At 72.4% G+C, this 25369-nt stretch carries 24 protein-coding genes; 14 read left to right on the top strand and 10 right to left on the bottom strand.

Features of this window, described 5'->3' with window-relative positions; genetic code table 11:
- Positions 1-59: 59 nt before the first annotated feature.
- From yajC to ACZ7PG_RS41260, 5 genes are all read left to right on the top strand, one after another.
- A complete protein-coding gene (gene yajC, locus ACZ7PG_RS41280; protein ID WP_470244640.1) occupies positions 60-470 on the top strand; it encodes a preprotein translocase subunit YajC in 411 nt (136 codons plus the stop codon).
- Positions 471-689: 219 nt separating this feature from the next.
- Positions 690-2498: a protein translocase subunit SecD gene (gene secD, locus ACZ7PG_RS41275; RefSeq protein ID WP_470244639.1), complete on the top strand. Its 1809-nt coding sequence runs from the start codon at positions 690-692 to the stop codon at positions 2496-2498.
- Position 2499: 1 nt separating this feature from the next.
- The gene (gene secF, locus ACZ7PG_RS41270) at positions 2500-3729 is read left to right on the top strand and encodes a protein translocase subunit SecF (RefSeq protein WP_470244638.1); all 1230 of its coding nucleotides are present in this window, start codon (positions 2500-2502) and stop codon (positions 3727-3729) included.
- Position 3730: 1 nt separating this feature from the next.
- Entirely contained in the window at positions 3731-4249 is a 519-nt protein-coding gene (locus ACZ7PG_RS41265; RefSeq protein ID WP_470244637.1) for an adenine phosphoribosyltransferase, read from the top strand.
- 305 nt (positions 4250-4554) lie between these two features.
- A complete protein-coding gene (locus ACZ7PG_RS41260; protein ID WP_470244636.1) occupies positions 4555-6903 on the top strand; it encodes a RelA/SpoT family protein in 2349 nt (782 codons plus the stop codon).
- Here ACZ7PG_RS41260 and ACZ7PG_RS41255 read toward each other — a convergent pair.
- Positions 6900-8174 carry an amidohydrolase family protein gene (locus ACZ7PG_RS41255; RefSeq protein WP_470244635.1) on the bottom strand — a complete coding sequence of 425 codons (1275 nt, stop codon included), beginning with the start codon at positions 8172-8174 and terminating at the stop codon, positions 6900-6902. The two genes, ACZ7PG_RS41260 and ACZ7PG_RS41255, sit on opposite strands and share 4 nt — an antisense overlap.
- Before the next feature lie 45 nt (positions 8175-8219).
- On the opposite strand from ACZ7PG_RS41255, the gene ACZ7PG_RS41250 reads away from it, so the two are divergent.
- Positions 8220-8642: a MarR family winged helix-turn-helix transcriptional regulator gene (locus ACZ7PG_RS41250; RefSeq protein WP_155549622.1), complete on the top strand. Its 423-nt coding sequence runs from the start codon at positions 8220-8222 to the stop codon at positions 8640-8642.
- Here the strand turns inward: ACZ7PG_RS41250 and ACZ7PG_RS41245 are convergent.
- Both ACZ7PG_RS41245 and ACZ7PG_RS41240 read right to left on the bottom strand, forming a co-directional pair.
- A complete protein-coding gene (locus tag ACZ7PG_RS41245) occupies positions 8639-9040 on the bottom strand; it encodes a DUF1304 domain-containing protein (RefSeq protein WP_470244634.1) in 402 nt (133 codons plus the stop codon). The two genes, ACZ7PG_RS41250 and ACZ7PG_RS41245, sit on opposite strands and share 4 nt — an antisense overlap.
- Positions 9037-9453, bottom strand: a complete 417-nt coding sequence (locus ACZ7PG_RS41240) for a cupin domain-containing protein (RefSeq protein WP_470244633.1) — start codon at positions 9451-9453, stop codon at positions 9037-9039. The genes ACZ7PG_RS41245 and ACZ7PG_RS41240 overlap by 4 nt, the downstream gene beginning before the upstream one ends.
- Before the next feature lie 87 nt (positions 9454-9540).
- Here ACZ7PG_RS41240 and ACZ7PG_RS41235 point away from each other — a divergent pair, with 87 nt between their 5' ends.
- The 3 genes from ACZ7PG_RS41235 (at position 9541) to ACZ7PG_RS41225 (ending at position 12680) form a co-directional block, all read left to right on the top strand.
- On the top strand, positions 9541-10560 hold the full coding sequence (locus tag ACZ7PG_RS41235; protein WP_470244632.1) for a helix-turn-helix transcriptional regulator: 1020 nt from the start codon (positions 9541-9543) through the stop codon (positions 10558-10560).
- Between the two features lie 96 nt (positions 10561-10656).
- Positions 10657-12333 (top strand): hypothetical protein, encoded by a 1677-nt coding sequence (locus ACZ7PG_RS41230; RefSeq protein WP_470244631.1) that lies wholly within the window; start codon positions 10657-10659, stop codon positions 12331-12333.
- Entirely contained in the window at positions 12333-12680 is a 348-nt protein-coding gene (locus tag ACZ7PG_RS41225; RefSeq protein WP_470244630.1) for a hypothetical protein, read from the top strand. Before ACZ7PG_RS41230 ends, ACZ7PG_RS41225 begins: the two co-directional genes overlap by 1 nt.
- Here ACZ7PG_RS41225 and ACZ7PG_RS41220 read toward each other — a convergent pair.
- Entirely contained in the window at positions 12673-13509 is an 837-nt protein-coding gene (locus ACZ7PG_RS41220; RefSeq protein WP_470244629.1) for an alpha/beta fold hydrolase, read from the bottom strand. The two genes, ACZ7PG_RS41225 and ACZ7PG_RS41220, sit on opposite strands and share 8 nt — an antisense overlap.
- A gap of 73 nt (positions 13510-13582) precedes the next feature.
- On the opposite strand from ACZ7PG_RS41220, the gene ACZ7PG_RS41215 reads away from it, so the two are divergent.
- The gene (locus tag ACZ7PG_RS41215; protein ID WP_470244628.1) at positions 13583-14362 is read left to right on the top strand and encodes an enoyl-CoA hydratase/isomerase family protein; all 780 of its coding nucleotides are present in this window, start codon (positions 13583-13585) and stop codon (positions 14360-14362) included.
- A 32-nt stretch (positions 14363-14394) separates the two neighbouring features.
- On the opposite strand, the gene ACZ7PG_RS41210 is transcribed toward ACZ7PG_RS41215, so the two are convergent.
- The 3 genes from ACZ7PG_RS41210 to ACZ7PG_RS41200 form a co-directional block, all read right to left on the bottom strand.
- Positions 14395-14973, bottom strand: a complete 579-nt coding sequence (locus tag ACZ7PG_RS41210) for a hypothetical protein (protein WP_470244627.1) — start codon at positions 14971-14973, stop codon at positions 14395-14397.
- Positions 14974-15038: 65 nt separating this feature from the next.
- Positions 15039-15821: a LysM peptidoglycan-binding domain-containing protein gene (locus ACZ7PG_RS41205; protein ID WP_470244626.1), complete on the bottom strand. Its 783-nt coding sequence runs from the start codon at positions 15819-15821 to the stop codon at positions 15039-15041.
- Between the two features lie 295 nt (positions 15822-16116).
- Positions 16117-16989: a peptidylprolyl isomerase gene (locus tag ACZ7PG_RS41200; RefSeq protein WP_470244625.1), complete on the bottom strand. Its 873-nt coding sequence runs from the start codon at positions 16987-16989 to the stop codon at positions 16117-16119.
- Positions 16990-17136: 147 nt separating this feature from the next.
- Here ACZ7PG_RS41200 and ACZ7PG_RS41195 point away from each other — a divergent pair, with 147 nt between their 5' ends.
- The gene (locus ACZ7PG_RS41195) at positions 17137-17703 is read left to right on the top strand and encodes an MBL fold metallo-hydrolase (RefSeq protein ID WP_470244727.1); all 567 of its coding nucleotides are present in this window, start codon (positions 17137-17139) and stop codon (positions 17701-17703) included.
- A gap of 2 nt (positions 17704-17705) precedes the next feature.
- Positions 17706-18347, top strand: a complete 642-nt coding sequence (locus ACZ7PG_RS41190) for a hypothetical protein (RefSeq protein ID WP_470244726.1) — start codon at positions 17706-17708, stop codon at positions 18345-18347.
- Here ACZ7PG_RS41190 and ACZ7PG_RS41185 read toward each other — a convergent pair.
- The 3 genes from ACZ7PG_RS41185 to ACZ7PG_RS41175 form a co-directional block, all read right to left on the bottom strand.
- Positions 18319-18564, bottom strand: coding sequence for a hypothetical protein (locus ACZ7PG_RS41185; RefSeq protein WP_470244624.1), 246 nt, complete (start codon positions 18562-18564; stop codon positions 18319-18321). The genes ACZ7PG_RS41190 and ACZ7PG_RS41185 overlap by 29 nt on opposite strands.
- A gap of 72 nt (positions 18565-18636) precedes the next feature.
- Positions 18637-20175 carry a YibE/F family protein gene (locus tag ACZ7PG_RS41180; RefSeq protein WP_470244623.1) on the bottom strand — a complete coding sequence of 513 codons (1539 nt, stop codon included), beginning with the start codon at positions 20173-20175 and terminating at the stop codon, positions 18637-18639.
- Between the two features lie 201 nt (positions 20176-20376).
- On the bottom strand, positions 20377-21354 hold the full coding sequence (locus tag ACZ7PG_RS41175; RefSeq protein ID WP_470244622.1) for a GlxA family transcriptional regulator: 978 nt from the start codon (positions 21352-21354) through the stop codon (positions 20377-20379).
- Positions 21355-21452: 98 nt separating this feature from the next.
- Here ACZ7PG_RS41175 and ACZ7PG_RS41170 point away from each other — a divergent pair, with 98 nt between their 5' ends.
- The gene (locus ACZ7PG_RS41170; RefSeq protein ID WP_470244621.1) at positions 21453-22157 is read left to right on the top strand and encodes a DJ-1/PfpI family protein; all 705 of its coding nucleotides are present in this window, start codon (positions 21453-21455) and stop codon (positions 22155-22157) included.
- Between the two features lie 102 nt (positions 22158-22259).
- Complete coding sequence (locus tag ACZ7PG_RS41165; protein ID WP_470244620.1) at positions 22260-25274, top strand: AfsR/SARP family transcriptional regulator; 3015 nt, start codon at positions 22260-22262, stop codon at positions 25272-25274.
- Positions 25275-25369: the final 95 nt, after the last annotated feature.

The following is a 25369-nucleotide window of genomic DNA, read 5'->3' as shown; positions in this document are numbered from 1 at the left end:
AGCACATACCCAAAAACCGGACATTTCGGCTGGGCCCGGAGTCCGTCGAACGGAGAACCATGCAACAGCTATTGCTGCCCCTGCTGCTCGTGCTCGTCCTCGCCGTCCCGCTGGTGATGAGCACCCGCAAGCAGAAGAAGCAGCAGGCCGCGCAGCAGGACCTGCAGAGCAGCCTGTCCGCCGGTGACCGCGTGATGACCACCTCGGGTCTCTACGGCACCGTCGCCGACGCCTCCGGCGACAACACGATCGACATCGAGATCGCCCCCGGCGTCGTCACGACCTGGCTGCGGCTCGCCGTCCGCGAGAAGGTCGAGCCGGTCGTCGAGACCGACGAGGACAGCGCCGACGAGGTGTCGGACGCTCCCGCCGAGGAGTCGATCATCGAGTCGAGCTCCGGCATCAAGAACGACGACGAGCCGCAGACCACCGCTCAGGTGGCGCCGCCGCTGGAGCACGGCAAGAAGTAACCCCCGCGGCACCCTGGGGCGGGCCGCGAAAACCTCCGACGAAAGTCGGTGTGGCCTCGCACGCCGGGCTCACGCAGCACCGAGTACTGTCTCGGTGCTGCGTGCGTGTCCGCCGTCATACCCGTGCCCGGGAGTGAATCGCACACAGTCCCTCCCGGTAACCCTCCGGGCGGGCACCGCAACTTTGGGGTCCACCCCGTCCGAGGAGACCGAAGCACCGTGGCAGCTTCAGCCGGGCATCTCCGCCCGGGACGCTATCTCGCCCTGTTCGCCTTGATCGTGATCGTGCTGTACGCGCTGGTGTTCCTCACCGGCAACCACAAGCCGACCCCGAAGCTGGGCATCGACCTGCAGGGCGGCACCCGCGTCACGCTCACCGCCCGCACCCCCGACGGCGGTCAGCCGACCCGCGAGTCCCTGAACCAGGCCCGCCAGATCATCGAGCGGCGCGTCAACGGGATCGGCGTCAGCGGCACCGAGGTCCTCCTGGACGGCAACAACGTCGTCATCACGGTCCCCGGCGAGCAGGGTGACCAGGCGAAGAACCTGGGCAAGACCGCGAAGCTGGGCTTCCGGAAGGTCGTCGCGAACGCGACGCAGCCGGTCGTTCCGCCGCAGACCACGACGCCGCCGCCGGCCACCGGTACGCCGACCTCGGGGGCCCCGAGCAGCTCGGCCCCGCCGTCCAGCTCGGGCGCGCCGAAGGCCAGCTCCAGCGCTCCGCCGTCGAGCCCGGCCGCCGGTGGTGGCGGTGCCCCCGCCGCGGCGCCCGCGCAGCAGCAGAGCACCACGCCGGCCCCGCCGAGCAGCAGCACCACGCCGCCGCCCGCGTCGAGCCAGGCTCCGGCACCCACGGACGGCTCCGTGGACGCCGACACGGCGAAGGAGATCCAGGCCGCGAAGGCGATCCGGCAGAACAAGGACCTGATCGGCGCCGACGGCCAGCCGAACCAGGAGCTCGTCGCCCAGGCGATGGCGACGCTCACCTGCGCGCCCAACGCCAAGGACCCGCTCGAGGGCAACGACGACCCGAAGCTGCCGCTGGTCGCCTGCGGTGACCACGACACGTACAAGTACCTGCTGGAGCCGGAGTTCCTGCCGGGCACCGAGATCGCCGACGCGAACTCGACCTACAACACGCAGAACGGCCAGTGGGTGGTGAACCTCAGCTTCAAGAGCGAGGGCACCAAGATCTGGGCCGACTTCACGTCGAAGAACGTCAACCAGCAGGCCGCCTTCGTCCTCGACACGCAGGTCGTGTCCGCGCCGAACATCCAGGTCGCCATCCTCGACGGCAACACCCAGATCACCGGCAAGTTCACGCAGGCCGAGGCGAAGGACCTCTCGGACATCCTCAAGTACGGCTCGCTGCCGCTGTCGTTCTCGTCCTCGGACGCGACCACGGTGTCGGCGACCCTCGGCCTGGCTTCGCTGCAGGCCGGGCTCATCGCCGGTGGCATCGGCCTGCTGGTGGTGTTCATCTACTGCCTGTTCTACTACCGCCTGCTCGGCGTGCTCACCATCCTGTCGCTGGCCCTGTCCGGCGCGCTGGTGTTCGCCGTGCTGGTGCTGCTCGGCCGCTGGATCGGCTACACGCTGGACCTCGCGGGCATCGCCGGCCTGATCATCGCGATCGGCATCACGGCGGACTCGTTCGTCATCTACTTCGAACGGCTGAAAGACGAGATCCGGGAGGGCCGGACGTTCCGGTCCGCGGTGCCACGCGGCTGGGTCCGCGCCCGGCGCACCATCCTGGCCTCCGACGGCGTGAGCTTCCTGGCCGCGGCGATCCTGTACATCATCGCGGTCGGCGACGTGCAGGGCTTCGCGTTCACCCTCGGTATGTCCACGGTGCTCGACCTCGTGGTCGTGTACCTGGTGACGCACCCGCTGGTGGCCATCGTGTCCACGTCGAAGTCGTCGTTCCTGTCCAATCCGAGGAACCTGGGCCTCGGCGCCGTGCAGCAAGTGGGTTCGCAGCGTAGGAAGTCGACCACGGTCGGCCGCGCGAACGTGAAGGAGGCCTGACGTGGCGGTCGAGAATTCGGGCACGGACGCCGACGGCGACGTCAAGGTGGCGGCCAAGCCCGGCAAGAAGGAAAGCGTCTTCCACCGGCTCTACGTCGGCACCGGCGCGTTCGACGTCGTCGGCAAGCGCAAGCGCTGGTACCTGTTCTTCTCCGGCCTGGTGCTGGTCTGCCTCGCGTCGATGGTCTTCCGGGGCTTCAACCTCGGCATCGAGTTCGAGGGCGGCACGCAGATTCAGATGCCGGCCAACGGCATCCACGGCGTGATCACCGAGGAGCAGGCGAAGGAGTCGTTCCAGAAGGCGCTCGGCCGCCCGGCCGCGGAGGCGCAGAAGGTCGGCTCCGGTGCGGCGTCGACCATCCAGATCCGCACCGACACGCTGGACGCGGCCGACGTCGCGAAGGTCAAGCAGACCCTGTTCCAGGACCTGGGCCCGATCGGCAGCAACAAGCAGCCGAGTGTGCAGGCGATCAGTGACAGCGCGGTGAGCGCGTCCTGGGGCGGCGAGATCTCGCAGAAGGCGTTGCTGGCGCTTGCGGTGTTCCTCGTCGCGGTCGTCATCTTCCTGGCGATCTACTTCGACGCGCGGATGGCCGCGGCGGCGCTCATCTCGCTGCTGCACGACATCCTGGTCACGGCCGGCGTCTACTCGCTGGTCGGCTTCGAGGTCACGCCGGCGACGGTCATCGGCCTGCTGACGATCCTCGGGTTCTCGCTGTACGACACGGTGGTGGTGTTCGACAAGGTCCGCGAGAACACGCGCGGCCTGCTCGGCCTGACCCGCCGCACCTACGGCGAGGCCGCGAACCTGGCGCTGAACCAGACCCTGATGCGGTCGTTCAACACCGCGTTCATCGCGCTGCTGCCGATCCTGGGCCTGCTGATCGTCGGGTACGTCCTGCTCGGCTCGGGCACGCTGCAGGACCTGGCGCTGGTGCAGCTGACCGGTACCCTCGTCGGCGTCCTGTCGTCGGTGGCACTGGCGACGCCGCTGCTGGTCGACTTCAAGATGCGCGACCCGAAGTACCGGCAGCAGGCCGAGCGGGTCCAGCAGCGCCGGATCAGCCAGGAGCGCAAGGCGGCCGGCGCGGAGGACTTCGACGCGTCGGACGACGACTCCCTGGCGGCGGAGCTGCGCAAGGAGAAGGCGTACGCGGCCGCGGCCAGCGTCCCCGCCCGGATCCAGAAGCAGCGCCCGTCCGGCAAGCCCGCGGGCAAGCGGAAGCGCTGACGTGCGGCTGGACGACGCCCTCGGCCTGATCGCCGAGGTGCCGGACTTCCCGGAGCCCGGCGTGCTGTTCCGTGATCTGAGTCCGCTGTTCGCGGACGCGGGCGCGTTCAAAGCGGTGACCGACGCGCTGGCGGGCACCCTCGACGATGGCGTCGAGGCGCTCGCCGGCGTGGAGGCCCGCGGGTTCCTCCTCGCCGCGGCCGTCGGGTACGCCCGCGGCCTCGGCGTGGTGCTGGTCCGCAAGCCGGGCAAGCTCCCGCGGGTGGCGGGCCGGGTGGACTACGCGCTGGAGTACGGCACGGCGACGGTCGAGCTCCCGGCGGGCGTGGTCCGACCGGGCCAGCGCATCGCGATCCTCGACGACGTCCTGGCCACGGGCGGCACGGTCGCGGCGACGGGCAAGCTCCTGGAGGACGTGGGAGCCGTCGTCGACAGCATGTCGGTGGTGCTGGAGCTGGGTGCCCTGCGGGGCCGCGAGGTCCTCGGCGGCCGGAAGGTCCACGCCTTGCAGACCTGCTGAGAGGGTTGCCGGACAGCCGGCCCGCACGGGGCACCCCACCCAGGCCGCCCCCGCCACCCCGATCCGAAGCCAGAACACGGACGGTGGTGCCGGGTCAAGGCACGCTTTCCCGCCTTGACGCGGTACCACCGTCCGTAGTCACAATCGGGCGTCGGGGTGATGGGCCCACCCGCGAGGCGAATCCGCGGGGTGAAGCCCCTGGTCGCGGGCGTCACATCCCCCTGAACGGGCGCACCCGAGAGGGCCGCGAGGCGCAACGGCTACCCTGGTGGTTCGAAAGGCCGCACGAGCAGCAGGAGGTGCGGGTGAGCCAGGAGCTCGACGCCGCAGTGCCCTCGAAAGAGGGCGCCCAGCAGAACGGGCAGGCGGCGGCCCAGCCGCCGAAGCCGAACGGTGCGGCGCCGAACCCGTCCGCGACCCGGCGGGTCCGGGCGCGCCTGGCCCGGCGGATCACCGCGCAGCGCGCGGCCCCGGTCAAGCAGGTCCTCGAACCGCTGGCCGTCATCCACCGCGAGCTCCACCCCAACGCCGACCTCGGGCTGCTGCAGCGCGCCTACGACGTCGCCGAGGAACTGCACCGGAACCAGCGGCGCAAGTCCGGTGACCCGTACATCACCCACCCGCTCGCCGTCGCGACCATCCTCGCCGAGCTGGGCATGGACACCACGACCCTCGTCGCGGCGCTGCTGCACGACACCGTCGAGGACACCGGCTACGCCGTCGAGAGCCTGAAGGCCGACTTCGGCGAGAAGGTCGCCGAGCTCGTCGACGGCGTCACCAAGCTGGACAAGGTCAAGCTCGGCACCTCCGCCGAGGCCGAGACCATCCGCAAGATGGTCATCGCGATGGCCAAGGACCCGCGCGTCCTGGTCATCAAGCTCGCCGACCGGCTGCACAACATGCGCACCATGCGCTTCCTGCCGCCGGAGAAGCAGGCCCGCAAGGCCCGCGAAACGCTCGAAGTCCTCGCCCCGCTCGCGCACCGGCTCGGCATGGCCACGGTCAAGTGGGAGCTGGAAGACCTCGCGTTCGCCATCCTGCAGCCCAAGAAGTACGACGAGATCGTGCGCCTGGTCGCCGACCGCGCGCCCTCGCGCGACATCTACCTGCGGTCGGTCATCACCGACCTGACCAGCAACCTCGTGTCGTCGCGGATCACCGCGAAGGTCGAGGGCCGGCCGAAGCACTACTACTCGATCCACCAGAAGATGATCGTCCGCGGCCGCGACCTGGACGACATCCACGACCTCGTCGGCGTGCGGATCCTGGTCGAGGACGTCCGCGACTGCTACGCGGCGATGGGCGTCGTCCACGCGCTGTGGCAGCCCGTCCCCGGACGCTTCAAGGACTACATCGCCCAGCCGCGGTTCGGCGTCTACCAGTCGCTGCACACCACGGTGATCGGCCCGGACGGCAAGCCCCTCGAGGTGCAGATCCGCACCTACGAGATGCACCGCACCGCCGAGTACGGCATCGCCGCGCACTGGCGGTACAAGGAAACCAAGGGCACGCACAACGGCAACTCCGTGGACGTCGACGAGATGGCGTGGATGCGCCAGCTCCTCGACTGGCAGCGCGAGGCGGCGGACCCGGGCGACTTCCTCGAGTCGCTGCGCTACGAGCTGGCCTCGCGCGAGATCTTCGTGTTCACGCCGAAGGGCGACGTCATCACGTTGCCCGTCGAGTCGACGCCGGTCGACTTCGCCTACGCCGTGCACACCGAGGTCGGGCACCGCTGCATCGGCGCTCGCGTCAACGGCCGCCTGGTGGCGCTGGAACGCAAGCTGGAGAACGGCGAAGTCGTCGAGATCTTCACGTCGAAGGCGGAGAGCGCCGGCCCGAGCCGCGACTGGCTGCAGTTCGCCGGGTCGCCGAAGGCGCGCGCGAAGATCCGGCAGTGGTTCGCCAAGGAACGCCGCGACGAGGCGATCGAAGGCGGCAAGGAAGCCATCACCAAGGAGATCCGCAAGGTCGGCCTGCCGATCCAGCGGCTGGTCTCCGCGGAGTCGATGGGCGCGGTCGCCACCGAGCTGCGCCACGCCGACATCTCGTCGCTCTACGCGGCGGTCGGCGAGGGCCACACGAGCGCGAAGCACGTCGTGCAGCGGCTGGTCGCGCTGATCGGCGGGGTCGACGCGGCGGAGGAGGAGCTCGCCGAGCGCGCGACGCCCTCGACCGTCACCCGGCGCCGCGGCTCCAACGACGTCGGCGTGGTGGTCAAGGGCGCCAGCGACGTCTGGGCCAAGCTCGCCCGCTGCTGCACCCCGGTGCCGGGCGACGAGATCCTCGGCTTCGTGACCCGCGGCGGCGGCGTTTCGGTGCACCGCACCGACTGCACGAACGCCGGCGACCTGCAGTCCCAGCCCGAGCGGCTGGTCGAGGTCGAATGGGCGCCGTCGGCGTCCTCGGTGTTCCTGGTGGCGATCCAGGTCGAGGCGCTCGACCGCCACCGGCTCCTGTCGGACGTGACGAAGGTGCTGGCCGACGAGAAGGTCAACATCCTCTCGGCATCGGTGACGACGTCCCGCGACCGGGTCGCGGTCAGCCGGTTCTCGTTCGAGATGGGCGACCCGAAGCACCTCGGCCACGTCCTCAAGGTGGTCCGCGGCGTGGAAGGCGTCTACGACGTCTACCGCGTGACGTCGGCTTCCTAGAGCGTCCACGACCCGTCGACGGCGACGCCGGCGGCCGCGGCGATGCGCTCGCGTGACTCCAGGAGCCGCGCGCGCAAAGGCGGCAAGTCGACGTCGAGCAGGCGCCCGTGCCGTTTGACCGCCTTGCCGGCGACGTAGACGCTGTCCACCAGCCCGGGGTGACCGGCGCTGACGATGGTGCGGACCGGGTCGCCGACGGGGAAGACCGAGAGGTCCTCGGCGTCCAGCAGGACCAGGTCCGCGTCGCGGCCGACGGCGAGGCGGCCGCCGTTGCGCCCGCAGGCCCGGGCGCCGTCCACCGTGGCGAACTCGAGGACGTCGCGAGCCGTGACGCCGCCGCGCTCGGCGGCCAGTGCCGTGCGCATGGCGCCGAACAGGTCGCCGCCGGCGGACAGGCAGTCGTCGACCGACAGCGTCGGGCGGAGGCCGGCGGCGAGCGCCCGGCCGGTCACCGGCGGCGCGAAGCCCATCTTCAGCTCGACGTCCGGGCTGACCGACACCGAACACCCCGCCTCGGCCAGCATCACGAGCTGGTCGTCGGACAGGTCGTTGCCGTGCACGATGGTCGTGCGCTCGTCGAGCAGCCCGCGGTCCCGCATCCCGGCGATCGGCCGGTCGCCGTACGGCCAGCCGCCAGTGCCGTGGACGTGCATGCTGACCCGCAGCCCGAGTTCCCGTGCCAGCGCGACATCGGCGGCCGTTTCGTCCATTGTGGACACCACCGGGCCGCGCAGGCCGAGTGCCATGTCGTCGCCCGGCAGCAGGGCCCGCACCCACCGGATCTCCGGCGCGATGTCCGGCCCGTCGGCGCCGTAGCAGAAGATCGAGTGGCCGGGTGCGTCGTGCAGCCCGGCGATCGCGGCGTCGGCGTTCTCCGGGTGGAGGGCGCAGTGGAACCAGTCGAGCATGGTCGTGACGCCGGAGTTCAGCGCTTCGAGGCGGCCGAGGAGGTTGCCCAAGTAGACGTCGTCGGCCCGGTAGTGCGGTTTGAGCGTGCCGTGCGCGGCGACGCGGTACTGGTCGAACGTCCAGTCCGCGCCGAGGCCGCGGAACGCCGTCTGCCAGGTGTGCCGGTGCGTGTCGACGAACCCGGGCAGCACGATCTTCCCTGTCGCGTCGACGATCTCGGCGTCGGCGATCTCGGTGTCGGCGTCGAGCGTGGCGCCGATGGCGGCGATCCGGCCGTCCTCGATGAGCACGTCGCCACGGGGAAGGTCCCCGAGCGCCGGATCCATGCTGACCACCATGCCGCCGCGAAGCAGTGTCTTCATCGGTCTCCTCCAGGAGTTGACGCGTCAACTCTGTATGCTACTCCCATGCTGGAGCCGGCGGAGTGGGCGTTCTGGGACACCTGGATGCGCGCGCAGCGGCTGCTCGCCCGGGAGCTCGACCGCGGCCTGCAGCGCGACTGCGGCATTTCGAAGGCCGAGTTCAGCGTCCTGATGACGCTGCGGAAGCCGATGCGTGTCGGCGAGCTGGCCGACGCGCTCGACTGGGAGAAGAGCCGCGTCGCACACCTGCTGACGCGCATGGAGAACCGCGGCCTGGTGGCGCGGACCGAGGACGGCGCCACCGGCCGTCGCACCGGCGTCGAGCTGACGGCGGAAGGACGCCGGACGGCGGAGAGTGCCACCCGGGCCCACGGCGCCAACATCCGCCGGCTCGTCCTCGACCGCCTCGCGCCCGAGCAGGCCGCGGCCATCCGGGCCTGGAGCGAGCAGCTGATCGAGCCCGGCTAGAACAGCGCCGCGACCAGGGCGACGAGCGGCGGCACGGCCTGCGCGAGCGCGCCGCCGCGGCCACTGCCGCGGGGACGGCTGAGCGCCAGCAGGTCCGACACCCCGAGGGAGACGCCCGCCAGCGCCATGAACCCGCAGCAGTAGAGCACCAGCGCTTGCCCGGCGGCGGTGTTTCCCGTGTGCAGCAGGATCAGTCCGGTGATCGGGCCGGCGGCGAGGAACAGGTTGTAGAACCCGACGTTGAACGACCACAGCCGCGTGGCGGGCAGGTTCTCGGTCGGGATGCGGAAGATGTCCCGGTGCACGCCCGGCCGTTCGAACAGCACGACCTCCCAGGTGAACGCGAGCAGGTGCACCAGCGCCGCGATCCCGGCGAAGACCTGGACGACGGCGTTCACGGCCGGGCCATTTCGATGCCGTGCCGGCTCGCGATCTCCGGGATCCGCTCCGGTGGGGCCTGGTCGACGTCGCGGAAGAAGCGTCCCATCGCGGCGGTCAAGCCCACCGCGAGGAACTGCGCCGACGGCGTGTGCACGGTGAACGTGTTGACCGCGCCCGCCGGGATGCTGATCGACGCGCCGGGGCCGAGGTCGTGCAGCTCGCCGTCGACGTAGACCGTGATGCGCCCGTGCAGCACGTAGAAGCTCTTCGCCCACGGCTCGGCGTGCGGCGGGACCGACGGCCCGCGGGGCGCGTCGACCTCGAACAGCTCATAGGCGCCGCCGGTGTGCTCGGCGCCGACCTTGACGGTGATCCGCGCGTCCTTCGAATCGAGTTCCGGGCCTTCGCCCGGGGCGCTGAAATGGGTCATGCCGCCGAGTGTGGAAACCGGGGGAGCCGGCGGCCATCCCGGAATCGTGGGATACCCCGAGGCCACGGCGCGGCGCATACTGCGTCCATGTGGGAGGGACTCGCGCAGGGCGCGCGGCGTGACATCGCCGCGCTCGCGACGGCGGGCCTCGGGGTCGCCGAGCTGCACGCCGCCGCGATCGAGCTCGTCGAGCGCGTGGTGCCCGCGGAGCTCACGTGCTGGGCGTCGCTGGACCCGGACACGGCCGTGATCAGCTCGATGACCAGCGGGCGCGCCCGGATCCCGGGGGAGTACGAGCCGCTGCTGGCGACCTACGAGTACGACGGCGCCCAGCCCCACACGTTCGCCGAGCTGGCCGCCCGGCCGGTCCCGGTCGCCCGGCTTTCGGACCTGCCGCACCGGGATGTCGAGCGCAGCGGGCGGCTCAACGAGGTCTGGCGGCCGCTGGGCCTGCGTCACGAGCTGCGCGTGGTGTTCCGGGTCGACGGCACGTCGTGGGGCGCGGCCGGTCTGGTGCGCAGCGGCGAGTTCAACGACCGCGAAGTCGAGTTCCTGACGGCGATCGCGCCGGCGGTGGCGGCGGCGACGCGGGTGGCCGCGCGCACGCGGGACGCGGGGGAGCGGGCGGACCCGGCGATCGTCGTGGCCGGCCCGGACGGCCGGCAGCGGGCGGCCACCGCGGCGGCCGCGGGGTGGCGGTCCGAACTGGACGCGATCGCCCCCGGCCGGTTCGCGGTGCTGCTGCGCGCGGTGGTGACCGGCGCGCGGGCGGCGGCGACCGGAACCTTCCGCGCGCGGGTCCGCGACGCCCGCGGCGGCTGGATCGTGCTGCACGCGAGCCGGCTGGTCACCGGTTCCGACGACGAGACGGTGGTGACGGTCGGCCGCGCGTCGGGAGCCGAGCTGCTGAGCGTGCTGCTCGCCGCGTACGGCCTGACCGCGCGCGAACGCGACGTCTGCCGCGAGGTCTTGGCGGGGCGGTCCACTTCGGACATCGCCGGCCGGCTCGGCATCTCCGCGCACACCGTGGGGGACCACCTCAAGTCCGTGTTCGGGAAGGTGGACGTCCGCAGCCGCGGGGAACTGACCGCGAAACTGCTGGCGTAACCGGTGCCCGAAATGCCGTCCCGTGTCCGGGATGTGCATGCTACGGTCGGCAAATTGCAGGGTGGGTCTTTCCGGAATTTCCCCGAGGGAGCGCGCATGTCCCCTGGCACGGCCGACGACACCACGCGCTACCTCTGCGCGGCTTCCTACCTCGACCCCCGGTACAGCAAGCGGGCGATCACCGAGTTCCTCGTCGAGCCGACCCGGCCGGTGCCGCCGTCGCCGGGCCTCGACGCGGGCCGCGTGCTCACCGAGGCGGTGCGGGCGCGGGCGCGCCGGAAGAACTACGACGGCGTGCTGGTGCTGCTCATGGCCGTCGTCATCGGGCTGTCGTGGGACAACCCGTTGCTGTACGGGTGGATCGTGCTTTCGATCGTGCTGATGATCGCGCGGACGGGCCGGAACGCGCCGCAGACCGAACGGCAGCTCAACCCGAGGGTGCTCGCCCTGCTGGCCGTCGCCGTCGTGGTCGTCTGGCTGCTGCTCTCCTACTCGGACGAGATCTTCGGCTCCGGCAGCCGGTACTCCTCGTCGCGCTACTACGCCGACGTCGAGTACGGCGACACCTCGGGCGGCGACACCGCCCGGTTCGTCCTCGGGATCGTGCTCGCCGCGGTCGTGCTGATGGTCGTGACGTTCGAGCGCTGGTCGCTGTGGAACCTGCTCACGACGCGCTTCAAGCGCTTCGCGCCGCCCGCCCCCGACAGCGGCAGCCTCACCGGGCTGTTCACCGAAGACTTCCGCGCGCAGCTCGGCCGCTACCAGCGCGGCGACGAGTTCGCCGGGACGCCCGGCGCGCCCCTGGTCGTGTACCGCGGCTACAAACCCTTCGTGGGCGCGGGTTTCCGGCGCGGCGCCTGGTCCATGGCCATCCCGCTGGAGCGCGTCGACGACGACGGAACCGACCCGGAAGAGCGCCGCGAGCTCACCACCGAGACGTTGTACGAGGAGATCCGCGGGGCGATCGGCGACCTCCGCCGCTCGGCCGCGCTGTCCCCGGACCGCCGCCTCGGCGGGCTGACCGTGACCGAGGCGGTGTTCACCCCGGCCGCCGAGCTCGTCGACCACCTGGGGGAGAGCGAGACCGCGGCCTTCCTGCCGGACATCGAGTACCCGCCGCACACCCGGCTGAGCGAGGCCGACGTCGAACGGATCCGCCGGGAACCGAAGGAGTGGGCGCGCTACTACCTGTGCTTCCAGGTGGAGACCTGGGACCGGGACCTGGTGCTCACCACGTTCCTGCACCTGGCGGTGGACGACACGACGCTGTACGTCGAGTGGACGCCGTTCATGCTGCCGCCGATCCGGGCCGAGTACCGGGTGGTGGACAGGATGCGCCAGGAGTCCCTGCGCCCGTACGGCCAGGGGCTGCTCGCGTGGCTGGAGCTGCCGGCGAGCCTGCCCGGCCGGATCGGGAACCTGGCGTCGTGGATCCGGCAGCCCAAGCGCGAGGCCGGCGTCCTCGACCCGGAGCGCTACGGCGCCGCGAACACCCTGCGCGAGCTCGCGTCGGTGAACCTGTTCACCGACTACTTCCAGCTCGTCGACGTCGAACGGTACGAGAAGATCATCGAGAGCAGGCTCCTGCCGACGATCGGCGGGCTGCTCGGCGACGCCGGGTTCTTGACGGCGAAGTTCGACGAGCAGGCGGCGGTCGTCATCAACAACGACATCACCATCGGCGGCGACAACCGCGCCCCGATCACCCAGACCGGGCTGCGCGGCCCCCGCGCGCCCCGGACGACCGGCCGCCCGGCCGGAACGGAGGCCTGATGGCGCGGGGACACCGGATCACGAACAAGGTCAGCATCGGCGGCGACAACTCGGGCCGGATCACCCAGACCGGCATCGCGGGCGGCGACGCCGACGCCACGGTCTCCTCGCTGCTCGAACTGGTCGAGCGGCTGACGGCCGAGGTGCGCGGGAAGGACCTCGCGAAGCAGGAGGTGCTGGAGGACACGCTGACCGACCTGGCCGGCGACCTGCGGGCCGGCGACGCGGCGGAGCCCGCGCTGGTGCGCACCCGGTGGGAGAAGGTCAAGGGCCTGCTGGGCGGGGTGGTGCAGTTCTCCGAGCTGGTCGCGAAGATCTCCGACCAGGTGCAGAAGATCTTCAGCTGAGGACCTTCCGCAGCAAAGCGTTGACCTCGTCGGGCCGTTCCATCGAGGGAAGGTGACCGGTGTCGGGCAGCTCGACCAGTTCGGCGTTCGGCAATGACTCCGCGAGGTGATGGGAAAGCTCGATGAGCCCGAGCGCGTCCGCCGTCCCGATCACGACCAGGGCGGGGGTCGCGATCTCGCCGAGCCGGTGCCGCGTGTCGGGGATCCGCTCCGTCCACTGTGGAGCCGTCCAGTCGTGCCGGTAGACCTGCGCGCACATTTCCCTGACCAGTGCGAGCATGCCGGTCGGCAGCACGGAGACGTCCCGCCCCGGGCCGGCGACGAGGTAGCGGATGTTGGCCTCCGCCATGGCCCGCACGTCGGCCTCGTCGACGTCGATTTCGCGGGCGGCGTAACGGGCGAGGCGCCCGGCCGGGTCCACCTCCGCGGTCAGCTCCGCGATGTCCCGCTGCATGTGGTCCGGCCAGGCGTGCCCGGTCAGGCCCGAGCCGAGCAGCGCCAGCCGGGTGACCCGCTCCGGCGCGGCCAGGGCGGCGTCCAGCGCGCACGCCCCGCCCATCGACGCCCCGACCAGCGTGGCCTGCTCGATCCCCCGGGCATCGAGCAGGGCCAGCAGGTCCTCGTAGTGGGCGTACTCGCCGGGGCCGTCGGCGGTTTCGCCGAAGCCGCGGCGGTCGTAGCGGATCACCCGGTTCGTGGCGGCGAGCGAGGCGAACTGGGCGTCCCACATCCGGCGGTCGCCGATCGCGGCGTGCAGCAGCACGACCGCGGGCCCCTCACCCGCTTCGTCGTACCCGAACGCCGTCCCGCCCACCTCGATCATCGCCATGGCCCCAAGCTAGCGACACGACCGTGTCACACACCGCACTTTTCGCTCAGGGCGAGAAGCTAAGGTGCGGTTCATGACCGACGGATTCGACCTGACGCGCGACGGCGAAGTCGCCCGGCTGACGCTGACCCGCCCGGAGAAGATGAACGCGATCACCTACGGCATGTGGTCGGCGATCCCGGACGTGGTGGCCGAGGTGGAGGCCGACCCGGCGCTGAAGGTGCTCGTGATCGCGGGCGCGGGGAAGCACTTCTCGGCCGGCGCGGACATCAGCGAGTTCGGCGAGCTGCGCACCACGGCGGACGGCGCGGCGAGCTACGACAAGGCGGTCGAGGGCGCGGTCGCGGCGTTGACCGCGATGCGCAAGCCGTCGGTGGCGATGATCCAGGGCAACTGCATCGGCGGCGGCTGCCAGGTGTCGGTCGCGTGCGACTTCCGCTTCGCGGCCGAGGGGTCCCGGTTCGGCATCACCCCGGCGAAGCTCGGCATCGTCTACCACTTCGACTCGACGCGCCAGCTGGTGTCGCTGGTCGGCCCGGCGCACGCCAAGTACTTCCTCCTGTCGGGCGAGCTGATCACGGCGGACCGGGCCCGCGGGATCGGGCTGCTCAACGACGTCTTCCCGGCCGAAGACCTGGAGGCCTCGACGCTGGAGTTCGTCTCGACGCTCTGCTCGCGCTCGCAGGCCTCGATCCGCGGGATGAACCGGATCATCGAGAAAATCGTGGCGGGACAAGAGACTTCGGACGCGGAGGTCGAGGAGATCCGGTCCGAAGCGCTGCACGGCGTGGACTACGCGGAGGGCGTCGCCGCGTTCCTCGAGCGGCGTCCGCCGCGCTTCACCCATCGCTGACGCTTCGACTGTCCACATCGGACGCAGCGGCGTCAGACGTCGAGGTATGCGCGGAAATGCTCGGCGACCACGTCGGTGACGCCGGCCGGATCGAGCCGGCCGTCGATCTCGATGACGCGGATGCCGAGCTCCCGCGCCGACCGCACGGCCTGGGCGGCGAGCATCCGGTCGCGCGTGAGCCGGGTCCGCTGGCGCGGGATCGCCGGCGCGTCCGGCTGGTGCCGGAGCTGGTGCTGGCGGAACAGCTCGGTCGGCACCAGCACGACCATCCGGCTCGGCGAGTCCACCAGCGGGGCGACCAGCTCCGGGCGCAGCCCGCGGCCCTCGGCGACGATCGGCCGCGGCGACTCCCACGCGCGCAGCTCGTCCAGCGCGTACTCGAACCGCTGCCGGAACTCGGCCAGCACCGCGGTCAGCTGGTCGCCGGCCGGGCCGTCGTCGGCCGGGGTGGTGTCGGCCGGGGTGGTGGCGGGGCGGGTCCGATCGTCGTGGTGGTAGGCCGTCAGCCCGTGGCGCGCGGCCAGCAGCCGGGCGACGGTGGACTTGCCCGTCCACGGGGCCCCACCGATCCAGAGCGTCTTCCGCAGCGTCCCGAACGGATCCGAGGTCATCGTTCGACTATCGCGGCACCGGCGGGCCGATGGCCAGTGTTCCGGCGCCGGTTGAGCCGTTCAGCTCAGGGCTGGTCGTCTTCGCCGTCGACGACGAGCACGGTGGAGCTGTCGGCGAAGTCCGGTTTCCCGCCGATCCGGAAGTGGAACCGCGAGCCGGGCCGGACCGCGGCGACCACCTGTGTCTCGGCCGTGTCGAGCACGATGATCGAGAGCTCGGTGGTGATCGGTTCCGGGTACAGCACCTCGGGCGGCACGATCGGGATCGGCAGGGTGCCGCTGACCGAGCCGGCGCCGGTGTCGTCCTCGTCGTCGACGGTTTCGAACGGCGGCGGCGGAAGGATCCGCGGTCGGCGTCGCCACCAGAGCCCGGCGATCAGGCCGGTCAGCAGACCCCCGGTGCCGCTGACCGCCGAGGCGAGCCCGACGCCGAGACCGGAGGGCTCTTCGGCGGGTTTCGCCTGCGGAACGGCCGGGGGAGCGGTCGGCAGCGGGCCGAACTGCACGGCGGGGTCCTTGGCGTCGTCGGGCAGCTGCAGCACCTGGCCGGGTTCGATCGCGGTGGGATCGGTGAACGGCGTCCCGTCCGGGCGCGGCCGGCCCTGGTTGAGCCGGAAGATCTCGGGGAACCGGTTCCCATCGCCGAGGGCCCGCTCCGCGATCCTGAACAGCGTGATGTCGTCGGGGTTGTCGGCGTGCGGGACGATGTAGTACTTGACCGGGGGCGGCGGGGTGGCCTGCGCGAGCGCGGGCCCGCCGGCGAGCACGGCGAAGAGGACGCCGGCGGCTCCGGCCTGCCCGGCCCGTCCGAGAACGCGGCGCACCGCGGGAACCCGGTTTTCGGCCATGGTTCTCCCACCCTCTCCCCGGCGACCCCGGCGGGTCCCGGTGTTGCCCCTTAACACGGGGCCGGAGCGGGCGCGGTTCAGATCTTGCGGTGGGGAGGGGGCGAGCCGGGTCGAAGCCGCGGAGGTCGGCGGCCGAAGTGCTTCACCCGCGGCGGATCCGTTCGAGGTGGAGCGTGAGCTCGGTGGACCCGCCCGTCCCGGACCTGCGTCGCGGTGAAGTGACCGTAGGAGGTCATTCCCGCGACGAAGGCGTCCGGGCCGAGCGGATCCCCGTTCAGCTCGATGCGCCGCGTCGCTACGAGACGGTGACGCCCGTGAACTTGACCTGCTTGGTCGGGGCCCCGGTGCCGTCCTGCGGGTTCGGGTTCGCGATGCCCGCCTTGGCGACCGCGTCGAGCACCTTCAGGCCCTCGTCGCTGATGCTGCCGAACACCGAGTAGTCCGCCGGGAGGCCTTCGGCGCTGCCGTAGACCATGAAGAACTGGCTGCCGCCGGAGTTCGGGGCGGACGTCTTCGCCATCGCGAGGATGCCGCGGCCGTACTTGATCTCCGGGAACGCCTCGTCCGGCATCGTGTAGCCGGGGCCACCCTGGCCGTCCTGGGTCGGGTCGCCGGTCGCCGACGGGTCACCGCACTGCAGCATCTGCAGGCCCTCGGTGCCCAGCCGGTGGCACATGGTGTCGTTGTAGAAGTTCTGCTTCGCGAGGCTGATGAAGCTCTGCACCGCGCAGGGCGCGAGCGCCCGGTCGAGCGTCAGCGGGATGTCGCCCGCCGTGCTCTTCAGCGTCACGTTCACCGTGCCGGTCGACGCGACGTTCTTGCCGTCGGGCAGGTTCACCTTCTTCGGCGCCTTGCCCGTCGTGTCGGCCTTGAAGTCGCACGTCGTCGGGTTCGGCAGCGCGGTCGTCCGCTTCGGCAGCGCCGTGCGCTGCGTCGGGATCTGGAGGTCGGTCGGCGGCGGAGCGGCCGACGACGACGCCGCGGTGTCGGTGCTGTCACCGCCGTTGGCGCTCACGATCCACACCACCACGCCCGCGACGACGAGCACGGCCACGCCGACGACACCAGCGCCGATCCTCCTGCGTCGCTTCTGCTGCTCCAATCGGCGCTCGAGCTGCCTCTCGAGCTTGCGCTTCGCAGCTTCGCGGCGCTGCTGGTTGGTCGCCACCCCGTACCCTCCAGGTTTCCGCTTGTGTCACACGTCTGAGGTAGCGGCAGTGTATGGGCACAGCCTGTGAGGACCATGTACAGGGCCCGCTAGTCTCAACCCGATCGTGATCGGCGCCATCCGGCGCGGATGTCCGGGAGGCGTTCGGTGCTCGTCGTCGGGTTCGGCAGCGGCCCGCTGCAGGCCAACTGCTACCTGCTGGCGAAGGCCGCCGGCGGGCCGTGCGTGGTCGTGGATCCGGGGCAGGAGGTGGCCGCTCCGCTGGCCGACGCGCTCGCGGAACACCGGCTGGTCCCGGCGGCGCTCGTCGCCACCCACGGGCACCCCGACCACGTCGCTTCGGCCGCGTCGCTGTCGGCCGAGCACGGCGTCCCGCTGCACCTGCACCCCGCCGACGCCGCGCTGTACGACGGCGAGAGCGTGCCGCTCGGTTCCGGCACTTTCGCCGGTTTGGCCGTCGATGTCCGGCACCTGCCCGGGCACACGCCCGGCTCGGTGGTGCTGGGCCTGGAGACCTCGGAGGGCGGGCGGCTCGCGCTGACCGGCGACACGCTGTTCGCCGGGTCGGTCGGCCGCGGCGCCGACCCGGAGGCGGTGCTCGCACTGCTGGAGGGCCTGCCGGACGACACGGTGGTGCTGCCGGGCCACGGCCCGGCGACGACGATCGGCCGGGAACGCGCGGGCAACCCGTTCCTCGCCGGGACGGGGGCGTGAGCATGGCCGAGGAGCAGCCGGAACGGGTGGCGCTGTTCGAGGAGGACCCGCGCGGCCGCCGTCGCCGCGGGACCTCGGGCGTCATCGGCGTGGTGATCGTCGCCGCGGCGTTCGGCGGCGTCGCGGGCCTCATCGGCGGGACCCTGATCGGGTTGATCGTCGCGCTGGTGATCGCGCTGCCGCTGCTGTACGTGATGGCGGTCAGCATCCGGCGCCGCGTCTGGCTGGAGGGCTCCACGCTGCTCGTGCGCACCTGGGGGCTGCGCCGGGTCGACCTGGTCGCCGCGACGCGCCTCGACCTGGTGATCGGCGACGTCCGGGGCTCGCGCACGGTCAGCCTGCTGGTCAACGCCGGCCAGCGGGGCAAGGTGGGGAAGGTGGACCTCGCCGTGTTCTCCGGGACGGGCGGGCGCGAGCTGGGCATCCTGCAGCTGCGGAAGCTGGCGAACGCGCTGATGAACAACGTCGAGGCGAACGGCCTCGTGTTCGGCGAGCTGCTGGTCGCCGAGCTGAAGGCCGAAGCGCGCGGCTCCGGCGTGGCCGACCGCCCGCTCTACCGGCTGGCGTCGGTGGCGCCGTCGGGCAAGTACGTGCAGCGGTTCACGATGGAGGCCGTCAGCCGGTTCGTGGCGACTCTCGACTGAGCTCTTCGTCGGCCTCGCGGAGCTGTTCGAGCTGGTAGACGAGCTCCGGCACCTCCTGCGCGATGTACGCGGCCAGGCGCTCGACATGGTGCAGGGTGGCGCGGACGTCGTCGAGGGCGGCCGCGATCCGGGGCAGGGACTCGACGGCCTGGACGGTGGCCGTGACCACCCGCAGCGCGCCCCGCACGAGGCACCGCGGTCCGGCGAGCAGGAACATGGCGCCTCCCGGGTCGGCTGCCGCCTTCCTACCGCGTTCTCGCTGGTCGGCCGCGCTCGGGGTGCGCCGGTGTTACGGGTGGGACGGAACGGCCTTCTTGGTGCTGCTGAGGTACCCGGCGGGCTCGCGTGAGGCGATCAGCGCGGCCAGGACCGTCGTCACCGGGACGGCCGCCACGATGCCGACGCTGCCGGCGAGCGTCCGGATGATCTCCTGTGCGATCTCCTCGCTGCCGAGCAGCGCACCCAGCCCGACGCCGGAGATCGACGAGTACAGCAGCACCGGCAGCGCGGCCCCGGCGTAGGCCATGACGAGCGTGTTGACCGCCGAACCGACGTGGTCGCGGCCGATCCGCAGGCCCGAGCGGTACAGCTCCTGCCAGCTCAGGTCCGGGTTGGCGCGGCGCAGCTCCCAGACGGCGCTGGTCTGGGTGACGGTGACGTCGTCGAGCACGCCGAGCGCACCGATCACGACGCCGGCGAGCAGCAGGCCGCGCGAGTCGATGCCGTGGCCCAGTGAGCCGATCAGGGTCGACGTGCTGTCGTCGAGCCCGGTCAGCGACGCCGCGGCGGAGAAGATCGCCGACAGGACGCCGATGAGGGCGAGGCTGGCGAGCGTGCCGAGGACGGCCGCGGACGTCCTCGCCGTCAGGCCGTGGGTCAGGTAGAGCGCGATGAACATGATCGCGCCGGAGCCGGCGATGGCCACGACCAGCGGGTTCTCGCCGGCGAGGATGGCCGGGAGGATGAACAGCGCGATCACGAGGAAGGACAGGCCGAGCGCGACGAGCGCGGCGAGGCCCTGCCAGCGGCCGAGCACCAGCACCGCGACCGCGAAGAGCGCGGCGAGCAGGAGCAGCGGCGTGCCGCGCTGGAAGTCGACCAGCTGGAAGCTCGCCGGGTCGTTCGCGTTCCCGCCGTTGTAGGCGAGCACGACGGCGTCGCCCGCGCTGAACCGCGGGGTGCTCGGCTCGATCGGCACGGTCAGCTTGAGCTGCTTCCCGCTCGCCGGGCCGTCGGTCATGGTGAGGTCGGCGGTCAGGCAGGGTTTCGCGTTCGGGTCCGTCTGGTCGCCGACCTGCACCTGGCCCTGGGCGAGGCAGGGGCCCGTATTGGTGGCGGTGATGTTCGCGGCCACGGGCGTGCCCTGTGGGACGACGCTCGTCGGGTCCGGTTTGCCCCAGGGGTAGAGCACGATCATGCCGACGACGGTGGCCAGCGCGAGGGGCGCGAGCATCCAGATCAGCAGGAGCCGGACCCGTTTCGACGCCGGGGCGGCGGGTCCGTGGCCGTGCCCGTGGCCATGCCCGTGTCCGGTCTTGGGTTCGGGCTTTTTCGCCGGGCGCGGCTTGGCCGGCACCCGCTGGGGTCCGGTGTCGCCACGGCGCGCGGCGCGCTGGGGCCCGGTGTCGGTCCGCTTGTCGCCGGTGGGGACGCGCTGGGCGCCGGTGTTCGGGACCCGCTGCGGTCCGGTGTCGGTCCGGCGGCGCGCGCCCTCGGGCGGCGTCCGGCGGACGGGTTTCCGGGGCGTTCCGCCCGGCGAAGCGGACACGTCGTCCGTGATCCGGCGAATCGGGCCGGTTGCGTCGTCGTCCAGGTCGGGGCGGTCCACGCGCACATCCTGACAGCGGGATCCGCCGTCCCGCGCGAGGGGCCGCCGACGGCCCGGTTCGTCCGGATGCGCCGTGTCGTCCATCCGGATACGCGTGTCGTCCGTCCAGGTACGCGTGTCGTCCATCGCGGTCCGGGTACGGGAAGGGACGACACGCGTACTCAGCCGGACGACACGCGTACGCCGATGGACGACACGGCGTCAGCTGTGGGTCTGGCGGACGTGGACCCGGCGGTAGGCCGACGGCGGGGTGTCGAAGTGGTCGAGGAAGGCCTGCCGCAGGGTCTCCGTCGAGCCGAAGCCGCAGCGGCGGGCGATCGTCGCGAGCGGGAGGTCGCTGCCGGACAGGAGCCGGGCCGCGTGTTCGGTGCGGATCGTGCGGACGTACTTGCCCGGCGTCGTACCGAGGTGCGCGTCGAACAGGCGGGTCAGCTGGCGGGTGCTGATCCCCGCGCGGGCCGCCAGCGCCGGCGTGCCGAGGTCTTCGTCGAGGTGCTCGGCGATGTACGCGGTCAGGTCGCGGACCTCGCGGTGCTCCGGCGGCGGGCCCGCCAGGAACAGGCTGACCTGGGCCTGGTTCCCCGGCCGCTGCAGGTAGGTCACCAGCGAACGGGCGACCTCGCGAGCCAGCGTCGGCCCGTGGTCGGCCTCGACGAGCGCCATGGTCAGGTCGAGCCCGCTGGTGACCCCGGCGGCCGTGTAGACGTTGCCGTGCCGGATGTAGAGGGGCACCGGATCGACCGTCACCGCCGGGTAGGCCTCCGCCAGCTTCGCCGCCCAGCGCCAGTGGGTCGTCGCCCGGCGGCCGTTGAGCAGGCCCGCCGCGGCGAGCACCTCCGCGCCCGTGCAGACCGACGCCACCCGCCGGCTGCTCTGGGCGAGCCGTCGGATGTGGGCCAGCACGCGCTCGTCGGACGCGGCCGTCGTGCTGCCCCAGCCGCCCGCGACGACCAGGGTGTCGAGCTCGCCCGCCACCTGGTCGAGCCGCAGGTGGGGCTGCAGGATCAGGCCGGAGCAGGTGCGGATGGCCTGGCCGTCGATGGTGGCCAGCCGGATCTCGTACGGCGGGCGGGCGCCGTGGCGGTTGGCGGCGTCGAGGACGTCGGCCGGGCAGGCGACGTCCAGCAGCTCCACGTCGGGAAATCCGACGATCGTGACCCGTCTGGGTGAACCCGCCATGATCGCACGCTAGCAGCCGGACCGGCCTTCGGACGCGGTTCGCAGGATTCCGGACATCCACGCCCGCCGCGCCGGCGGCCCCCACCAGGGTGAGGGCCATGACCGCTGAGCAGAAAACCCTCGCCTTCGTCGTCTACCCGGGGCTGACACCGCTGGACCTGGTGGGCCCGCTCCAGGTGCTGAGTGCCCTGGCCCAGCTGGACGCGACCTACCGGACCGTCGTCGTGGGCGCCACGAAGGACACCGTCGGCACCGACACGCCGCTGAGCGTCGCGCCGAGCCACACCTTCGACGAGGTGCCGTCGCCGTACGCGGTGCTGGTGCCCGGCGGCACCGTGCCGACGCTTCAGGCGATGTCGGACGAGCGTCTCCTCGCCTGGCTGCGGACCGCGGCCGCCGGCGCCGAGCTGGTGACGTCGGTCTGCACCGGCTCGATGATCCTCGGCGCGGCCGGGCTCCTCGACGGCAAGCGGGCGACGACGCACTGGATGTTCCGCGACCTGCTGACCGGCCTGGGCGCGACGCCGGTCGCCCGGCGCTGGGTCGAGGACGGCCGGGTGATCACCGCGGCGGGCGTCTCGGCCGGCATCGACTTGGCGCTGCACCTGGTCGAACGGCTGGCCGGGCGGCAGATCGCGACGAACGTCCAGTTCGCCATCGAGTACGACCCGGAACCGCCGCAGGGCGGCCTGGACTGGGCGAACCAGCCCTACGGCGACCTCAAGCCGCTGCGCGAACACACGCTGCGGGCCGGGCTCGCGGACAACCCGGAGCTCCTGGGCAAACTGCTCGCGCACACCTGAACCAACGTCGTCGGCCATCCGGGTGATCGGGCGGAATGCCAGGCATCCGAGGGCTACATTCACCCCCGCTCGATCAGGTGATCTCGCGGGTGAGGTGTAGCCGTGCGGTTCCAGGTCCTCGGCCCGATGACGGCCTCCGTCGTGCTGCCGTCGGCGGCCCAGCCGCGGCGGCTGCTCGCCGTCCTGCTCGCGCGCGCCGGCCAGTACGTCGGCCGCGACACCCTCGTCGACGAGCTGTGGCCGGACGGCGCGCCGTCCAGCGCCGCGGCGATCGTGCAGGTCACCGTGTCGAAGCTGCGCAAGACGCTCTCGCCGGGACTTGGGACCGCCGAGGCCGGGCAGCGCCTGCTCTCGGGGCCGCGGGGCTACGCGCTGGCCGTCGAGCCGGGGGAGCTGGACGCGGACGACTTCGTGACGCTGCTGTCCTCCGGCGCCGACGACCGGGCGCAGCGCCGCCGCGCGCTCGAACGGGCCTTGGCGTGCTGGCGGGGTGACGCCTTCGCCGACGTCGCGGGCGGGCCGCTGCTGGAGGCGCACAAGCTCTGGCTGGAGGACCGGCGCTCAGCGGCGTTGCTGCAGCTGGTGGAGCTGGAGCTCGCCGACGGGGACGGCCGGGCCGTCGTCGAGCGGCTCGACCCGGTCGTCGCGGCCCGCCCCGCCGACGAGCGGTTCGCCGCCCGGCTCGCGTCCGCGCTCGGCGCCGTCGGCCGTCGCGAGTCGGCGCTGGAGGTGCTCCGGCGGACGCGGCGGGCGCTCTGGGAAGAGGCGGGCGTCTGGCCGGGCGACGACCTCGTCGCGGTGTACCGCCGGATCGCCGGCACCGACTGGACGACGCCGGGGCCGCCCGCCCAGCTGCCGCCGGCCGTGCCCGACTTCACCGGCCGCGCGGGCGAGCTCGCCGACGTCGGCCGGGCCCTGCGCGGCCCGGGGCCGGTGGTGCTGCACGGGGCCGCCGGCGCGGGGAAGTCCGCGCTGGCCGTCCAGGCGGCCTGGCGGGCGCGCCGCCGGTTCCCCGACGGCCAGCTGACGGCGTCACTGCGCGACGCGGACCCGGCGACCGTGCTGTCCGGCTTCCTGCGCCTGCTCGGCGCGACGCCCGCGGAGCTGGCCGACCGCGCGGGCCTGACCGGGCTGTGGCGCGGCTACACCGCGGACCGGCGGCTGCTGGTGCTGCTGGAGGACGTGACCAGCGAGGCCCAGGTGCGGGCGCTGCTGCCGAGCGGTCCCGGCTGCGCGACGCTGGTCACGGCGCGCCGTGAGCTGCCGGGCTTGTGTGGAGCGCGGCCGGTTCCGGTCGTCGGACTGTCTACAGAGGACGCCTGGGCGTTGCTCGCGGCGATCGCGGGCGAGGCGCGTCTGCGGGCGGAACACAAAGCGGCGCAACGACTTCTCGGCCACTGCGCCGGGCTGGCACTGGCGGTCCGGATCGCCGGGGCGAAGCTGGCGGCGCGGCCGAACCTGCGCGTGGCCGACCTCGCGGCCCGGCTCGCCGACGACCGTCGCCGGCTCGACGAGCTGTCCGCGGGCGATCTCGCGGTGCGGACAGTGGTGACGTCGGAGCTGCGGGAGAGGCCGGCGCCGGACCGGTATCTGCTGCGTTTGCTGGCGGCTTTCGCCGGTCCGGTACCGGATTGGTGCGCCGCGGCGCTGCTGGACTGCCCTCTGGACGAGGCCCGCGCCCGGCTCGACACGCTGGCCGGTGCCCACCTGCTGGACCTGGCTGGGACGCACTGGGCGGTGGCCCCGTTCGCCCGGCTGGTGCTGACGGAGGGGGCGGCGCCGGAGACGGACGGGGTCGCGCTGCGCCGTGCGTGCGAGGTCACGCTCGCCCTCGCGGAGCGCACGCGGGGGGAGGCCGGTGGTGGCCTGGTGGGGGAAGGGACCGCGCGCGGGTCGTATGGCCCGGCCGGGCTTGCTCGGGGTGACGCCGGTGATGGCCCGGCAAGACCGGAGGTCGTGCTCGGGGCGCGTGGTGCCGCCGATCCCGTGGGCTGGGCCGCCGCGGAAACCGCGCACCTCGCCGCCGCCGCGAGGCTGGCCGGCGCCCACGGCTGGCACGACCTCACCGAACGCCTCGCCGACACGTGCACCGCCCTGGCCGGCACCCCGTGGCTCGGCCACGCCGCCCGCGCCGTGTCGGTCCTCGGCCTCGCCGCCGCCCGGCGCAGGCAAGACCCGCACGCCGAAGCCGAAAAGCTCTACAACCTCGGCTCCGTCCACCTCCAGCACGGCCGCGGACGGCAGGCGCGCAACTACTTCGTCATGGCCGAGAACCGCTTCCGGCAGCTGGACGATCCGCAAGGCACCGGCGCCGTGCTGGCCGCGCTCGCCGACGTCGACCTCGACGGGGGTGATCCGCAGGCCGCCGAAGCCGCGCTCGTCGAGGCACTCGACCTGCTGCGCCAGTGCGGCGATCGTCATGGGCAGGCGGCCGCGGCAGCGCAGCTGGGCTCGCTGGCCGAGGACGTCGGGGACGTGCGACGCGCCGTCGAGAGCTTCGAGGTCAGCATGCTGCTCGCCCGGGAATGCGACGACGGCCGCTGGCACGATCACGCCGCCAAGCGCTATGCCGATGTCCTCCGCCGGCACGGTGGCTGTGACCAGGCGGCCGATCTGCTCACCGGTGCTCTCGGCGGTGCCGTCCGGACCCGGGAGCGGCATTGGGAGGCCCACGTCCTGCGCAGCCTCGGCGACCTGCACACCGACGCGGGAGAGCTCGGCCACGGCGAACGCTGCCTGACGCGCTCGCTGGCGCTGTTCGAGCAGATCGGGCACCGGCACGCCGCCGCCTACACCCACCGCTCCCTCGCCGAGCTGCGCCGCCGCACCGGTGATCCGGCGGGCGCGCGGTGGCACCTGCGGGTCGCCATGGGGGTGTTCCGGGAGCTGCGGGACCGGCGCGGTGCCGGATACACCCTGCTCAGCCTCGGCCGGACGCACGCCGACGAGGGGGCCGGACCGGAGGCCGCGCGGCTGCTGCGGACGTCGGCGGGGCTGTTCGAGGAGCTCGGGTTCCCGCTGTGGGAGCTGCGCGCGCTGCGGGAGCTCACCGCCGTCACCAGTGAATCCCCGGCACGGGACCGGACTCGTGAAGTCTTGACGAAGATCAGGACCTGACGCGCTCCCGCCGGGGTCCGCGGCGCCGCCGTTTGGCGAAGTTATGGCCGTCCCGATTTGGCTGCCGCCGTCTGGGATCGTCGCAGGAGAAGGAG

The organism is Amycolatopsis sp. NPDC114504 (genome assembly GCF_055633595.1).
The sequence above is the reverse complement of the archived record's forward strand: the minus strand, read 5'-3'. Positions and strand labels throughout refer to the sequence as shown.